This is a genomic window from Mesorhizobium sp. M0968 (genome assembly GCF_040319065.1).
Taxonomy (GTDB): Bacteria; Pseudomonadota; Alphaproteobacteria; order Rhizobiales; family Rhizobiaceae; genus Mesorhizobium.
In genome coordinates, this window is the sequence record NZ_JAMYNL010000008.1 from 191492 (window position 1) to 204849 (window position 13358).

Sequence of the window (13358 nt, forward strand, 5' to 3'; positions counted from 1 at the left end):
CTTCAGAGGTCGCCGGCGAGATAGCGCGTCAGTGTCGCGCGCGCGCCGTCCGCCCACAGCAGTCTCAGCGCTTGGCCGAAGGCTTCAGCGAACGGCGGCGAGCGGCCGACATCGCCATAGATGTCCTCCATGGCAAGCCAGGCGGCAGGCATGTCCCTGGCCGCCTTGGCCGTCGCCTGCAACCGGCCCCAGTTCGGGTCGTTGGGCTCGGTGACGGCACCGGAATCCGTCGTGCCGAAGCAGTAGCGACACCAGAGCGCCGATTCCAGCGCAAGGCCGGTGACACTTTTGCCAGCCTTCAGCCGGTCGGCGATGGTCGGGATGATGAATTTCGGCTGGCGGTTGGAGCCGTCGAGGCAAAGCCGGCGTATGGTGTCGCCGATCTTCGGATTGGAGAAGCGGTGCTCGATGAGCTGGTAGTAATCTTCGAGGTCGGTGTCCGGAACCGGCGGCACGGTCGGGATGATTTCGTCATGCTCGAGCTTGTCGAGGAAGCCGCGGACCAGCGGCTCCTGCATCGCCTCATGGACGAAATGGATGTCCATCAGCCCGGCCGGATAGGCGATGGTCGCATGGCCGCCATTGAGGATGCGGATCTTCATCAGCTCATAGGGCGCGACGTCGCTGACGAACTGCACGCCGACCTTTTCCAGCGGCGGGCGGCCGTCGGTGAAACGGTCCTCCAGCACCCATTGCTTGAACGGTTCGCAAAACACCGGCCAATTGTCGTCGAGGCCGAACTCACTGGAGAGAATGCCGCGCTCGCGGTCGGTGGTGGCCGGCGTGATGCGGTCGACCATGCCATTGGGAAAGGCAACGTTCTCGCTCACCCAGTTTGCCAAACCTTCGTCGATCAGCCGCGCAAGGCCGATGACGCCATCTGAGGTGACGTGGCCGTTATGGGGGATGTTGTCGCAGGACATGATTGTGAAGGGCACGATACCGTCGGCGCGGCGGCGCAGCAGCCCGGCGAGGACGAGGCCGAAGACGGTCTTCGGCGTCGCCCCCGGCTCAGCGTCGGCAACGATGTCGGGATGTGTCGGATTGAAGACGCCGGATGCCGGATCGATGAAATAGCCGCCCTCGGTAATGGTCAGGGAGACGATCTTGATCGCCGGATCGGCAAGCCGCTCGACGATTGCGGCCGCATCGCCCGGCACCAGGAAGTCGATCATGACGCCGGTGACGCGCGCGCTCATATGGCTGCTGTCCTGCTCGACCACGGTGGTCAGCCAGTCCTGCTCCTGCAACTTGCCGCGGCCGACCTTCTCGCCCTCGAAGACGCCGGCGCCAACAATGGCCCAGTCGTGGCCGACACCCGAATTGAACAGGTCGTCGAGATAGACGGCCTGGTGCGAGCGATGGAAATTGCCGACGCCGAAATGCACGATGCCGGCCTTGAGCGCGGCGCGATCATATTTCGGGCCGGCGACCTTGGGCGGCAGCTTGGCGAGGATGGAAGAAGAGAGTTTCACGGTCATCTGCTTTTACCCTTTAGCGGGACGGCTCTTCCCCCCGCGGAGGAGACGGGGGGAAGAGCGCCTTCGCCCCCTCAACTCATCCACTGGCCGCCATCGACATTATAGGTCTGGGCGACGATGTACTCGGCCTCATCGCTGGCCAGGAACACCGCCATGCCGGTGAGGTCTTGCGCCGTGCCCATGCGGCCATAAGGCACGGCTTCGCCGACCAGCCTCTTCTTCTCGCCCCTCGGCCGGTTCTCGAACTTCGCGAACAATGCATCGACATGGTCCCAATGCTCGCCGTCGACGACACCCGGGGCGATGGCATTGACGTTGATGCGGTGTTTGATCAGGTCGAGCCCTGCCGACTGGGTGAGTGAGATGATCGCCGCCTTGGTGGCGCAGTAGACGGCGACCAGCGCCTCGCCGCGGCGCCCGGCCTGGCTTGCCATGTTGATGATCTTGCCGCCCTTGCCCCGGGCAATCATCGAACGGGCGGCGGCCTGCAGCGTAAACAGCGTGCCGGCGACGTTGACCGAAAACAATTTGTCGTAGCTTGTCTTGGTGATCTCGACGATCGGCGCCAGGTCGAACAAAGCAGCGTTGTTGATCAAGATATCGAGGCCGCCGGCCCTGGCTTCGACCGCCTTGACGGCCTCATCGATAGACGCGAGATCGGTGACGTCGAGCTTTACCGCGTAGGCGTTGCGGCCGATTTCCGAAGCCGTCTTCTCGGCGGCTTCGAGATTGATGTCGCCAATCGCGACCGTCGCCCCTTCGCGCATGTAGGCTTCGGCAAACGCCCTGCCGATGCCGCGCGCCGATCCGGTAATCAGCGCCGATTTACCCCGGAGCCTCATTGCAGCATCGCCTTCCCGTCGGCGCCGAAACGATGCAGCTTGGCCTTTTCCGGCGTCAGGTAGATTGTGTCGCCGTGATGGGCGGCCAACTCGCCGTCGGCACGCACCGTCAGCTGCCCGACACCATCCGCCTGGACGTGCAAAAACGTGTCGGAGCCGAGATGCTCGGCAACCCCGACCGTCGCCTTCCAGTCGCCTGACGTCTTCGAAATGTTCATATGCTCCGGGCGGATGCCGACTGTCTTGGCGCCATATTTGGCGGCCGGCGCGCCTTCGATCAGGTTCATCTTCGGCGAACCTATGAAGCCGGCGACGAACAGGTTCTTCGGCGTCTTATAGAGCTCCATCGGCGAGCCGACCTGCTCGATATTGCCGGCATTGAGCACGACGATCTTGTCGGCCATGGTCATCGCCTCGATCTGGTCGTGGGTGACGTAGACCATGGTGGTCTTGAGCTGGTGATGCAGCTCGCTGATCTCCAGCCGCATGGTACCGCGCAGCGCCGCGTCGAGATTGGACAAAGGCTCGTCGAACAGGAAGGCCGACGGCTGGCGCACGATGGCGCGGCCGATGGCGACGCGCTGCCGCTGGCCGCCGGAGAGCTGGCCGGGGCGGCGGTCGAGGTAGTTGGTGAGGTTCAGGATCCGCGCGGCGTCCTTCACCTTCTTGTCGATGGTCGCCTGGTCCTCGCCCGCCATCTTCAGCGGGAAGGCGATGTTCTTGGCCACCGTCATGTGCGGGTAGAGCGCATAGGACTGGAACACCATAGCCAGCTTGCGCTTGGCCGGCGCCTCGCCGGTGACGTCGCGACCATCGATGATGATGGTGCCGCCGCTGGTGTCCTCGAGGCCGGCGATCAGACGCAACAGGGTGGATTTGCCGCAGCCCGACGGGCCGACGAAGACGACGAACTCTCCGTCCTCGATGACCAGATCGAGGCCGGGGATGATGGACGTCGCCCCGAAGGATTTGGAGACGTTCTTGAGCGTGATGTTTCCCATGGTTTCCTCCCCCGAAGGGCTATCTTTTCGTTTTGCGTCAGGCAATGCCCGCTACTTTACCGCACCGAATGTCAGGCCTCGAACCAACTGCTTCTGGCTGAACCAGCCCATGATCAGGATCGGCGCGATCGCCAGCGTCGAGGCGGCCGAAAGCTTGGCCCAGAACAGCCCCTGCGGGCTGGAGAAGGAGCTGATGAAAGCGGTGAGCGGCGCGGCCTCGGTGGTGGTCAGCCGGATCGTCCAGAACGCCTCGTTCCAGGCGAGAATGATGTTGAGCAGCATGGTCGAGGCGATGCCGGGGACCGCCATCGGCGTCAGCACGTAAATTATCTCGTTCCACAGCGATGCGCCGTCCATGCGCGCCGCTTCCAGGATCTCGCCCGGGATCTCGCGAAAATAGGTGTAGAGCATCCAGACCACGATCGGCAGGTTGATCAGCATCAGCATGACCATCAGGCCGATGCGGCTGTCGAGCAGACCGGTATCGCGGAAGATCAGATAGATCGGAAACAGAACGGCGACGGCCGGCATCATCTTGGTGGAAAGCATCCACATCAGGATGTCCTTGGTGCGTTTGCCCGGCGAAAACGCCATCGACCATGCCGCCGGTATGGCGACGAGCAGAGCCAGGATGGTCGAGCCGACCGACAGGAACACCGAGTTCAGGAAGAATTTGAAATAGCCGTTCTGCGCCTGGACCTCGGAATAGCTCTCCGTGGTTCCCGACGGGAACAGGTTGAAGCCCTGGATGGCCTCCTGCTCCGACTTGAACGAGGTGATGATCGTATAGAGGATCGGGAAGAAGATCAGCAGCGCGACGATCCAGGCTGCCGCGGTAGCAATCGTCTTGTGTTGGGTGGTGACTGCACGTGCCATGGTCAGGTCCTCCCTATCGGCGATGTTGGCGGCAGGGTCGACCCCCACTCCGGTTTGCTGCGCAAATCACCTCTCCCCCGATCGAGGGGGTAGAGGAAGGGCGCGGTTTCGATGCAGGCCTTTCCTCTACCCCGGGCAGGGGGAGAGGTGTCCCGCGCAGCGGGACGGAGTGGGGGTGGTTCAGCGCACGTGCCATCTTATCCTCCCTTATTTATCCAGGTTCTTGCCGACGGCGCGCATGGCGAAGAAGGCAACGATGTTGGCGAGAATGACGGCAATGATACCGCCGGCGGACGCCTGGCCGATTTTGAACTCCAGCAATGCCTTCTGATAGACGAGGAAGGGCAGGTTGGTGGAGGCGTAACCCGGGCCGCCATTGGTGGTAACGAGGATCTCGGCATAGACCGACAGCAGGAAGATCGTCTGGATCAGGATAACGACGGTTATGGCGCGCGACATATGAGGCAGCGTCAAATAGATGAAGCGGCTGATGAAGCCGGCGCCGTCCATTTCGGCGGCTTCCTTCTGCTCGCCGTCGAGCGACTGAAGCGCGGTCAACAGGATCAGCGTAGCAAACGGCAGCCATTGCCAGGCAACGATGATGATGATCGCCAGGAGCGGGTGCTGCCCGAACCAATCGATCGGCTGCCCGCCGAAGAAGCGCGCAATATCGGCGAAAACCCCGTACTGCGGATGCATGATCATGTTCTTCCAGACCAGTGCTGCCACCGGTGGCATGACGAAGAACGGCGAGATGACAAGGATGCGGACGATGCCCTGTCCCCACATCGGCTGATCGAGCAGAAGGGCGAGCAGAATACCGCCGATCACCGTGATCAAAAGCACGCTGACGACGATGGTGAGCGTGTTGAGGATCGACTGCAGGAATGCCGGGTTGGAATAGAACAGCGCGTAGTTCGAAAACCCGACGAAGCCGTCGCGCATCGGATTGAGCGGGTTGTATTGCTGGAAGGAAAACCACAGCGTGAATGCCAGCGGCACAATCATCCAGACCAGCAGCAGCACCACGGATGGCGCCATCATGAAACGGGCAAGCGAACGGGTCTGCTGAGTAGCCATGACGGTCACCCTTCGAGGTCGGCCAATTTTTTCAGCGGTGTGAAAGCTGGCCGCCCGAACTGGGATTCGGGCGGCCGTTGCCGGTCGCCATTGGCAACCGGCATCGGGAGGAGCTTACTTGATGTAACCGCCCTCGGTCATCGTCGCGGTGGCGGCGTCCTGCGCCTGCTTCAAGGCATCGTCGACGCTCGACTGGCCGGCAAGTGCCGCCGAGAAGAGCTGGCCGACGGTGGTGCCGAGACCCTGGAACTCAGGAATGGCGACGAACTGGACGCCGACATAAGGCACCGGCTTGACGGTTGGGTGCGTCGGATCGGCGGAGTTGATCGAGTCCAGCGTCATCTTGGCGAAAGGTGCTGCCTTCTGGTATTCGGGATTGGCATAGAGCGACGAGCGCGTTCCCGGCGGAACGTTGGCCCAGCCTTCCTTCGAGGCGACGAGCTCGGCATAGTGCTTGCTGGTTGCCCAGGATACGAACTTTTGAGCGGCGTCGGCCTTCTGCGTGCCGGCGGGGATGGCTAGCGACCATGCCCACAGCCAATTGCCGCGCTTGCCGAGGCCATTGTCCGGCGCCAGCGCATAGCCGACCTTGTCGGCGACGGTGGAATTCTTCGGGTCGGAAACGAAGGAGGCAGCGACGGTAGCGTCGATCCACATGCCGCATTTGCCCTGCTGGAACAACGCAAGGTTTTCGTTGAAGCCGTTGGACGACGCGCCCTCGGGGCCGTCGGCCTTCATCAGGTCGACATAGAACTGCAGCGTGTTCTTCCATTCGGGCTGGTCGAATTGCGGCTTCCAGTTCTCGTCGAACCAGCGCGCGCCGAATGAGTTCGACATGGCGGTCAGGAAGGCCATGTTCTCGCCCCAGCCGGCCTTGCCGCGCAGGCAGACGCCGTTCACGCCGTTGGCGCGGTCGGTCATCTTGTCGGCGGCCTGCTTGATGAAGTCCCAGGTCGGTGCATCGGGCATCTTGAGCCCGGCCTTGTCCATCAGGTCCTTGCGGTACATGACGAAGGAGCTTTCGCCGTAGAACGGGGCTGCGTAGAGCTTGCCGTCGACCGACAGGCCGCCGGCTATGGCCGGGATGATGTCCTTGACGTCGTAATCGTCGCCGAGCTTGTCGAGCGGCAAGAGCCAGTTCTGCTTGGCCCAGATCGGCACTTCATAGGTGCCGATGGTCATCACGTCGTACTGGCCACCCTTGGTGGCGATGTCGGTGGTGACGCGCTCGCGCAGGACGTTTTCCTCGAGCGTGACCCACTGCAGCTGGACGTCGGGATTCTTGGCGGTGAAGTCGTCGGTCAGCTTCTGCATGCGGACCATGTCGCCATTGTTGACCGTGGCGATGGTGATGGATTCGGCATGCGCGGCGAAAGCGAGGGCGCTGGCCGAGAACAGGCCTAGGGTGAACGTGCGAAGTTTCATCAAAATTCCTCCCATAAACCAAGATGAGCATTTGCCTTGGCTGTGAGCAATTACTCACTTGCGATGAATTATGTCAAGACGGATTCGTTGCTGCAGCGCAGCACGCCGGGTCTTGTGCAGCGGCAAGCCTGGGACGTTTGCGGCATGTCTGACGAAGGATTCGGCCGGGCTGATTGGGCCCGGCGCTTTGCTCGGGCTTGCTGGGATTCAGCCTACTGGCAAGCGATCTCGCTCAGGATCCAATCGCGGAAGGCGCGGATCTTCGGCACGTTGCGTCGTGCCGTCGGATAGACCAGCCAATAGGCGTGGCCGTCGTCACCGACCAGATCAAAGGGCTGGATCAGGCGGCCGTCGGCAAGTTCGGTCTTGAACAGCGCCTTGGTAACGATCGCCACGCCGTGGCCGGCAATCGCGGCATTGGCCTCGTAGGCCTGCGCGCCCATGCTGGTGCCGGGACGCTTGGCCAGCTCTTCGACCGGCAGGCCGGCGGCGGCAAACCAGTCCCGCCACCAGATGTCACCCGGGTCGAGGATCGGCAGCCGCAGCAGGTCGGCCGGCTCCTTGACGCCGCCGATGCTTGCCGCGAGCTTTGGACTAAGGACCGGCGTGAAATCGGCCCTGAAAAGCATATGGGTCTCGACGCCCGGCCAGTTGCCGCCGCCGGAGCGGATGGCGATGTCGATATCCTCTCTGGCAAAGTCGACGACCCTGTTCGAAGTATCGACGCGCACCGCCAGCGACGGATGCGCGACCTGGAATGAACCGAGATGCTGCGCCAGCCAATTGGAGGCAAATGTCAGCAGCGTCGAAACGCAAAGCACGCCATCGGCGCCGGTGCGCGCGGCGGCATAGGCGCCGCTCAACAGCGCGAACGCCTCGCTGACCGCGGGCGCCAGGCGCTGGCCGGGTTCGGTCAGCACGATCTGTTTTGGCTGGCGCAAGAACAGGGGCGCGCCGATGCGCTCCTCCAGAAGCTTGATCTGATAGCTTGCCGCCGCCTGCGTCATCCCAAGCTCCTGGGCGGCCTTGGTGAACGAGAGATGCCGCGCCACCGCCTCGAACACCCGGATCGCCTGAAGCGGAGGAAGCTGCGAAACCAGCTGTCGTGAATTGAGCTCCGGCATAAGCCCTCCTTATGGGCAGTGATCGATGTTTGATTGGCGGCACCGGCCGGTCCTACCGATATTCCGTATTGAAGATCAATTACGCCTAGAGATAGCGAAGGCTGACGATCATGACCACAATACAGGAAAAGCTGCTTCTTGCTCCAGCCCATGGCTGGTTTTCACGGCTGGCGCGGGGATTGGCAAGCCACGCGGCGCGGAAACGGGCCTATCTCGACGTCCGGGAGCTGCCGCCGCATCTGCAGCGCGACATGGGCTTTCTCGACGGCAACGATCCTTGCGGCCGGCACCAGTAGTGACGCTCGCTTTATCGGGGATTCAGATGCGTTTCGATTTCACGTGATCGTTTCCGACCGCCAGCGGCTCGGAGATCATGCGCCCGCCAGCAAGGCGGCGGCGGTCCGCTCATCGGTGATGAGGCCGTTGACCAGCCGCCGGTTGACGGCGGCGAAGATGCCCGGCAGCTTGCGGTCGCCCATGGCAAGCGCGATCACCAGCGACTTTTCGCGCGACGGCAGCGGTGCCGACGACACTCGATCATTGGTGATGCCCTCGATCATGCGGCCGTCACGATCGAATACCCAGCCGACGATCTCGGCGACGCCGCCGGCCTTCTGCAGCGCCTTTAATTCACCCTCCGAAATGAAGCCGTCCTCGTAAAGCGGCGCCTTCGGGCCGAGATCGCCGATGCCGACAAAGGTGACGTCGGCCTCGGCCGCAAGCGCCAGCGTCGGCTGGATCATCGGCTGGCTGAGCAGCATCTCGCGCTCCTCGGGCGAGGAAGCGATGACCGGCAAAGGCATCGGAAACGAACGCGCCTTGACCCTGTCGGCCATGGTGAAGATAACGTTGTAGAAGGCCGCCGAGCCGTCCGGCGAGATGTTGCCGGTCAGTGACACCACTTTGTGCTGCGGGCATTCCATCGGCGGCAGTTGCTCGATCGCGGCCTTCAGTGTGCGGCCGGTGCCGATCGCCATGACGATCGGCCCCCGCGACCGCAGCCGCCGTTCGATCTCGGCCGCCGCCGCCTCGGCGACGCCGATGACGGTGGAGGAAGAAGAAGGGTCGCTCGGCACCACCTCGACCAGATCAAGCGCAAAGCGCGATTTCAGCCGTGCCGCAAGGTCGAGGCAATTGGCGATCGGGTGGTCGACGCGCACCTTGATCAGCCCTTCGGAGACTGCGAGCGACACCAGCCGCTGCGCCGTCTGCCGCGAGATGCCAAGCGTGGCGGCGATCTGGTCCTGGGTGTTGCCTGCGACATAATAGAGCCAGCCGGCACGCGCCGCGTCGTCCAGCCTGTTGCCGCCGCTGTCCTGCCGCGAATTCAAGTTCCTGCCTCCCAACCCCGCCGAGCATAAGAGGCGGAGCGCAGTAGTTTCGCAGGGAATGAACTTGCGCGCAATTGCCTATTGTAAGAGCAATTGCTTAGTGATGAAACTTGGGTGTTTGGAGCGAAGTGACAGGTCGACCCAGTCTCGTTGCAACAGCAAGGCTGTCGAGGTCGCACCAATCCCGGTTCTAAAGCGCGTTGCGTTCGATCGGCCTCATGCGACGCGTTTTAGGTTCCTTTTTATGCATGTCGTCATCGCAAAACCGCTGCACACTTTGCGCGACATGGATTAGCGGGGACACGGCGGTTTATCTCGCGCGCTAAACGCTTTAAGGAATTTTTTGAGAATGGAGCCTTGCATGACACCGAAAGCGGTTTTCTGGGATATGGACGGCACGCTGGTCGACAGCGAGCCGCTGCACGAGGCGGCGCTGATTGCGGCGCTGCACAGCGTCGGCATCGCGCCGCCGGCCGACCTGCATGAGCGCGTGCTCGGCATCGCCGCATGGCCGGTCTACGAAATGCTGCGCGACGAGTTCGGCCTCGACCTGCCTTTCGACGACTGGATCGTGCGCAAATACGATCACTATCTGCCGATGGCCGAAACGCTGACGCCACGCACCGGCGCGATCGAGATTTTCAATGAGCTGCGCGCGCTTGGCGTGCCGCAAGCGGTGGTGTCCAACTCGGACAGACTGATCGTCGATGCCAATCTGCGCGCCGTAGGCCTCGTATATCCCGGCATGAAGACGGTCAGCCGCAACGACGTGCGTGAAGGCAAGCCGCATGCCGAACCTTTCCTGCGCGCCGCCTGGTTGGCCGACGTCGATCCCGCCGAGGCCGTGGCGGTCGACGACAGCGTGACCGGCGCCACGGCCGGGCTGGCGGCAAGGATGAGGACGATCTTCTGGCCGGAGGCGCCGATGGAGGGGCCGCCCGGCGCGATCGTCATTAACAGCGCCGCTGAATTGCGGGCCGAACTCGGGCTTTAAGCCAGCCCCGGCGGGACCGCCCTCAACTCCGGTAGGCAGGCTCCTGCTCGTCGAGGATCGCCTTCAGTTCGGAAAGGTGGCGCTCGGCCTGGCCGGGATAGTCTTCCTGTTCCGTTGCCGCTTTCTCCGCGATCTCATCCGACAGTACCCGCAGCGGCCGGCCGGTCCACAGCGCCTTGATATAGGTTTCGGCGGCGCGCTCGAAATAGAACATGCGGTTGAAGGTGTCGGCGACGCTGTCGCCGATGACCAGCACGCCATGGTTGCCCATCACCATCACCTTGACCTTCGGGTCGACAAGAAGCTGGGAGCAGCGCTCGCCCTCTTCCTCGAAGGCCAGCCCGCCATAATGAGCGTCGACGACATGGCGGTTGAAGAAGATCGCCGAGTTCTGGTCGACCGGCGGCAGCGTCGAGTCGGCGAGCGAGGCAAGCACGGTGGCGTGGATCGAGTGAACATGCATGACGCAGCGCGCATGACGCACGTTGCGATGGATGGCACCATGCAGGCCCCACGCCGTCGGGTCAGGCGCATTCGGGCCGACCAGCGTGTCGGGATCATTGGCGTCGATCAGAAGCAGATCGCTCGCCTTGATGCGCGAGAAATGCACCTGGTTAGGGTTCATCAGGAATTGCGAGCCATCGTCGTTGACCGCCAGCGAAAAATGATTGGCCACCGCCTCATGCATGTTAAGCCGCGCCGTCCAGCGGAAGGCGCAAGCCAGATCGACGCGCTCCTCATAGAACGCCAGGTTGGTCAGCACTTCCTTCTGCAGGCGCGTGATGCTCATCGTAAACCTCCGTGAAAGAAGCAAGGATGCCGCGCGGCTGGAACACGCGCAACCGGTTTCGTTTGGTGCAGGCGAGCGCCGTTATGCCGCCGTGCTGGTGGCCGTGCCGACCCTCAGCCCGCCATGTTCGACGATGAAATCTATCACCTCCTGAAGCCCTTTGCCGCGCGACAGGTCGGTGAATCCGAACGGCCGTTTGCCGCGCATGCGGGCAGCGTCGCTTTCCATCACGTCGAGATTGACGTTCACATAGGGCGCAAGGTCGCTCTTGTTGATGACCAGGAAATCCGACCGTGTGATTGCCGGCCCGCCCTTGCGCGGGATCTCCTCGCCCTGGCAAACCGAGATGACATAAAGCGTCAGGTCGGCCAGGTCCGGCGAGAAGGTGGCGGCGAGGTTGTCGCCGCCCGATTCGATGAAGACGATGTCGAGATCCGGGAATTTTTTGGTCATCTCGGCGATCGCCTGCAGATTGATCGAGGCGTCCTCGCGAATGGCGGTGTGCGGGCAGCCGCCGGTCTCGACGCCGATGATGCGATCCTCAGGGAGCGCCTGCAGCCGGGCCAGCATCATGGCGTCTTCCTTGGTGTAGATGTCGTTGGTGACGACGGCGATGGAAAACTCGTCGCGCAGCGCCTTGCAGAGCTTTTCGGTGAGCGTCGTCTTGCCCGAGCCGACCGGACCGCCGATGCCGACGCGAAGAGGACCGTTGGCCTGTGTCATCTAGGGAACTCCGTGATCGCAAGAACGGCGAAGCCTGCCCCAATCAAAAGGCAGAGCGGCGAATAGTAGCGGACATCGAGCCGCGCGAAAGGCTGTTCGGGCGCCAGCCGGCGCCACCACGGCGTGAAGCCGGCAATGCCGCGCGCCAGGAAAACCAGCGCGATGAGCAGCGCCGTGGCGGCCAGCCCGGCCTTGGGAAAGGGCGTGGCGAACACGCCTTCGAGCGCCATCGGCCACAGTGTCGCAAGGCCAAGGCAGGCGGCAACGGCGAAGCTGGCGAAGGGTGCCGGCATCTCGTCGACGCCGCGAAAGCCGATAATTGCCTGAGCGCAGGAGGCGGCGTCCCTGCCCGGCCACATGCCGCCAATGCCCCAATAGACATGCAGTGCTGTGATCAACAACAGGACGAGCGAGAGGGCGAAAGCGAGAATGATCATGAGCGGAACAGCCGCGAATACTGGGCCTCGTGCTTCATCGCCGTGACGTCGGAGATGAAAGCGCACCCGCCGAGATCATCGAGGGTCGAGCCGGCAGCGCGGTCGGCCGTGGCCAGGGCAAGCGGTTCGAAGGCGGCCAGTAGCGTCATCGCGGCACTCTGGCCAACGATGCCAAGCCGGATCGCAGCCTGGACGAGATTGGAGAAGAAGGCCTGCAGAAAGGCCGCCAGGGCGTCCCGCAGCGCAATGCCGTGACCGCCGGCAACGGCGCCGACGGCAACGCAATAGGCACATTCGGCCGGCAGGCGATCCAGCACCTGGCAGGGCCAGGCGAAGGCCGCCTTCAGGAAAGCAGCGCCCTGCAGCATGGTCTCGGCATGGCGCTCGCGCGAGCCTGCCAGAGCTTCGGCAAGGGCGACGATTTCATCGAGATCGCCGGTTTCGCGCGCCCTGCGCCAGCTTTCGGCAAACAGCACCGCATCATTCCAGCCCGAACCCATCTCGACCAGCGTTTCCAGCCACGCGGCGAGCTCTTTGCTGTCGGCAACCAGCCCGGCATGCACGGCTTGCTCGAGACCATGGCTGTAGGAAAAGCCGCCGACCGGGAAGGAAGGCGACAGCCACGCCATCAGCCGCAACAAAGCAATATTGGAAGGCTGGGCAACGTTGGAAGGCTGGTCAGTCATGGTCATGGTCGTGCGAATGGCTATGGGAATGCGATTCGCTATGGGTATGGGAGTGCGCTTCGGCATGGCTGTGCGCATGCGCCTCGGCGTGAGAATGGCCATGGCCGGAATAAGCGCCGCGCACCGGCTTGAATGGCTCGGAGACGTCGCTCACCGTGGCGCCCAGCCCTTCCAGCATCGCCTTGATGACATGGTCGCGCAGAATGAGGATTCGGTCAGCCTCGATGCTTGCCGCGAGATGACGGTTGCCGATATGCCAGGCAAGTTCGGCCAGATGGACAGGGCCGCCGGCACGGATATCGTAGAGCGGCTCCTCGGCCGCGATGATCTCGATGTGGCGGCCATCCTCCAGCACCAGCCGGTCACCATGGTTCAAGGTCACCGGTTCGGGCAGGTCGACCAGCACCTTGTCGTTACGCACCGTTTCGATGGCGCGACGGCGCAGATGCCGCTCGTCATGGGCAAGCACCGCACTGTCGTATGGCGTGGTGGTTCCGGCTTCGCCTGCGGCCAGGACGGAGACGGCGCGCGGGAATTTGGTGAAGTCGGTGCGAATATCGAGCTTCAT

The 13358-nt window shown here is 63.0% G+C and carries 15 protein-coding genes; 2 read left to right on the plus strand and 13 right to left on the minus strand.

Annotated elements, in window-relative coordinates; translation table 11 throughout:
• Positions 1-2: 2 nt before the first annotated feature.
• The 7 genes from NKH67_RS17010 to gcvA all read right to left on the minus strand — a co-directional run bounded on the left by NKH67_RS17010 (position 3) and on the right by gcvA (position 7829).
• Positions 3-1481, minus strand: a complete 1479-nt coding sequence (locus NKH67_RS17010; protein ID WP_353031370.1) for a mannitol dehydrogenase family protein — start codon at positions 1479-1481, stop codon at positions 3-5.
• A gap of 71 nt (positions 1482-1552) precedes the next feature.
• Positions 1553-2323 carry an L-iditol 2-dehydrogenase gene (locus NKH67_RS17015; protein WP_352769561.1) on the minus strand — a complete coding sequence of 257 codons (771 nt, stop codon included), beginning with the start codon at positions 2321-2323 and terminating at the stop codon, positions 1553-1555.
• Positions 2320-3324: an ABC transporter ATP-binding protein gene (locus NKH67_RS17020; protein ID WP_023676991.1), complete on the minus strand. Its 1005-nt coding sequence runs from the start codon at positions 3322-3324 to the stop codon at positions 2320-2322. The genes NKH67_RS17015 and NKH67_RS17020 overlap by 4 nt, the downstream gene beginning before the upstream one ends.
• 51 nt (positions 3325-3375) lie before the next feature.
• Positions 3376-4200, minus strand: coding sequence for a carbohydrate ABC transporter permease (locus NKH67_RS17025; RefSeq protein ID WP_023676992.1), 825 nt, complete (start codon positions 4198-4200; stop codon positions 3376-3378).
• Between the two features lie 207 nt (positions 4201-4407).
• Positions 4408-5280 (minus strand): carbohydrate ABC transporter permease, encoded by an 873-nt coding sequence (locus NKH67_RS17030; RefSeq protein WP_031195183.1) that lies wholly within the window; start codon positions 5278-5280, stop codon positions 4408-4410.
• A gap of 114 nt (positions 5281-5394) precedes the next feature.
• Entirely contained in the window at positions 5395-6705 is a 1311-nt protein-coding gene (locus NKH67_RS17035) for an ABC transporter substrate-binding protein (protein ID WP_353031372.1), read from the minus strand.
• Positions 6706-6917: 212 nt separating this feature from the next.
• Positions 6918-7829, minus strand: coding sequence for a transcriptional regulator GcvA (gcvA, locus tag NKH67_RS17040; protein ID WP_292662413.1), 912 nt, complete (start codon positions 7827-7829; stop codon positions 6918-6920).
• Positions 7830-7939: 110 nt separating this feature from the next.
• On the opposite strand from gcvA, the gene NKH67_RS17045 reads away from it, so the two are divergent.
• The gene (locus NKH67_RS17045; protein WP_352996095.1) at positions 7940-8125 is read left to right on the plus strand and encodes a hypothetical protein; all 186 of its coding nucleotides are present in this window, start codon (positions 7940-7942) and stop codon (positions 8123-8125) included.
• Positions 8126-8200: 75 nt separating this feature from the next.
• Here NKH67_RS17045 and NKH67_RS17050 read toward each other — a convergent pair whose 3' ends face one another.
• Complete coding sequence (locus tag NKH67_RS17050; RefSeq protein WP_352701860.1) at positions 8201-9160, minus strand: sugar-binding transcriptional regulator; 960 nt, start codon at positions 9158-9160, stop codon at positions 8201-8203.
• A 361-nt stretch (positions 9161-9521) separates the two neighbouring features.
• Here NKH67_RS17050 and NKH67_RS17055 point away from each other — a divergent pair, with 361 nt between their 5' ends.
• Complete coding sequence (locus tag NKH67_RS17055) at positions 9522-10154, plus strand: HAD family hydrolase (protein WP_352997695.1); 633 nt, start codon at positions 9522-9524, stop codon at positions 10152-10154.
• Positions 10155-10176: 22 nt separating this feature from the next.
• On the opposite strand, the gene NKH67_RS17060 is transcribed toward NKH67_RS17055, so the two are convergent.
• The 5 genes from NKH67_RS17060 to NKH67_RS17080 all read right to left on the minus strand — a co-directional run bounded on the left by NKH67_RS17060 (position 10177) and on the right by NKH67_RS17080 (position 13358).
• Entirely contained in the window at positions 10177-10944 is a 768-nt protein-coding gene (locus NKH67_RS17060) for a class II aldolase and adducin N-terminal domain-containing protein (RefSeq protein ID WP_352997694.1), read from the minus strand.
• 81 nt (positions 10945-11025) lie between these two features.
• Positions 11026-11667, minus strand: coding sequence for an urease accessory protein UreG (gene ureG / locus NKH67_RS17065; protein WP_353031374.1), 642 nt, complete (start codon positions 11665-11667; stop codon positions 11026-11028).
• On the minus strand, positions 11664-12104 hold the full coding sequence (locus NKH67_RS17070) for a DUF3995 domain-containing protein (RefSeq protein ID WP_353031376.1): 441 nt from the start codon (positions 12102-12104) through the stop codon (positions 11664-11666). Before NKH67_RS17070 ends, ureG begins: the two co-directional genes overlap by 4 nt.
• Positions 12101-12796: an urease accessory protein UreF gene (locus NKH67_RS17075; RefSeq protein WP_352709118.1), complete on the minus strand. Its 696-nt coding sequence runs from the start codon at positions 12794-12796 to the stop codon at positions 12101-12103. Before NKH67_RS17075 ends, NKH67_RS17070 begins: the two co-directional genes overlap by 4 nt.
• Positions 12783-13358, minus strand: a complete 576-nt coding sequence (locus NKH67_RS17080) for an urease accessory protein UreE (protein ID WP_352474741.1) — start codon at positions 13356-13358, stop codon at positions 12783-12785. The genes NKH67_RS17075 and NKH67_RS17080 overlap by 14 nt, the downstream gene beginning before the upstream one ends.

Coding starts and splice junctions, on each gene's coding strand:
- NKH67_RS17010 (WP_353031370.1), bottom strand. CDS start 1,481: ATGACCGTGAAACTCTCTTCTTCCATCCTCGCCAAGCTGCCGCCCAAG.
- NKH67_RS17015 (WP_352769561.1), bottom strand. CDS start 2,323: ATGAGGCTCCGGGGTAAATCGGCGCTGATTACCGGATCGGCGCGCGGC.
- NKH67_RS17020 (WP_023676991.1), bottom strand. CDS start 3,324: ATGGGAAACATCACGCTCAAGAACGTCTCCAAATCCTTCGGGGCGACG.
- NKH67_RS17025 (WP_023676992.1), bottom strand. CDS start 4,200: ATGGCACGTGCAGTCACCACCCAACACAAGACGATTGCTACCGCGGCA.
- NKH67_RS17030 (WP_031195183.1), bottom strand. CDS start 5,280: ATGGCTACTCAGCAGACCCGTTCGCTTGCCCGTTTCATGATGGCGCCA.
- NKH67_RS17035 (WP_353031372.1), bottom strand. CDS start 6,705: ATGAAACTTCGCACGTTCACCCTAGGCCTGTTCTCGGCCAGCGCCCTC.
- gcvA (WP_292662413.1), bottom strand. CDS start 7,829: ATGCCGGAGCTCAATTCACGACAGCTGGTTTCGCAGCTTCCTCCGCTT.
- NKH67_RS17045 (WP_352996095.1), top strand. CDS start 7,940: ATGACCACAATACAGGAAAAGCTGCTTCTTGCTCCAGCCCATGGCTGG.
- NKH67_RS17055 (WP_352997695.1), top strand. CDS start 9,522: ATGACACCGAAAGCGGTTTTCTGGGATATGGACGGCACGCTGGTCGAC.
- NKH67_RS17060 (WP_352997694.1), bottom strand. CDS start 10,944: ATGAGCATCACGCGCCTGCAGAAGGAAGTGCTGACCAACCTGGCGTTC.
- ureG (WP_353031374.1), bottom strand. CDS start 11,667: ATGACACAGGCCAACGGTCCTCTTCGCGTCGGCATCGGCGGTCCGGTC.
- NKH67_RS17070 (WP_353031376.1), bottom strand. CDS start 12,104: ATGATCATTCTCGCTTTCGCCCTCTCGCTCGTCCTGTTGTTGATCACA.
- NKH67_RS17075 (WP_352709118.1), bottom strand. CDS start 12,796: ATGACCATGACTGACCAGCCTTCCAACGTTGCCCAGCCTTCCAATATT.
- NKH67_RS17080 (WP_352474741.1), bottom strand. CDS start 13,358: ATGAAGCTCGATATTCGCACCGACTTCACCAAATTCCCGCGCGCCGTC.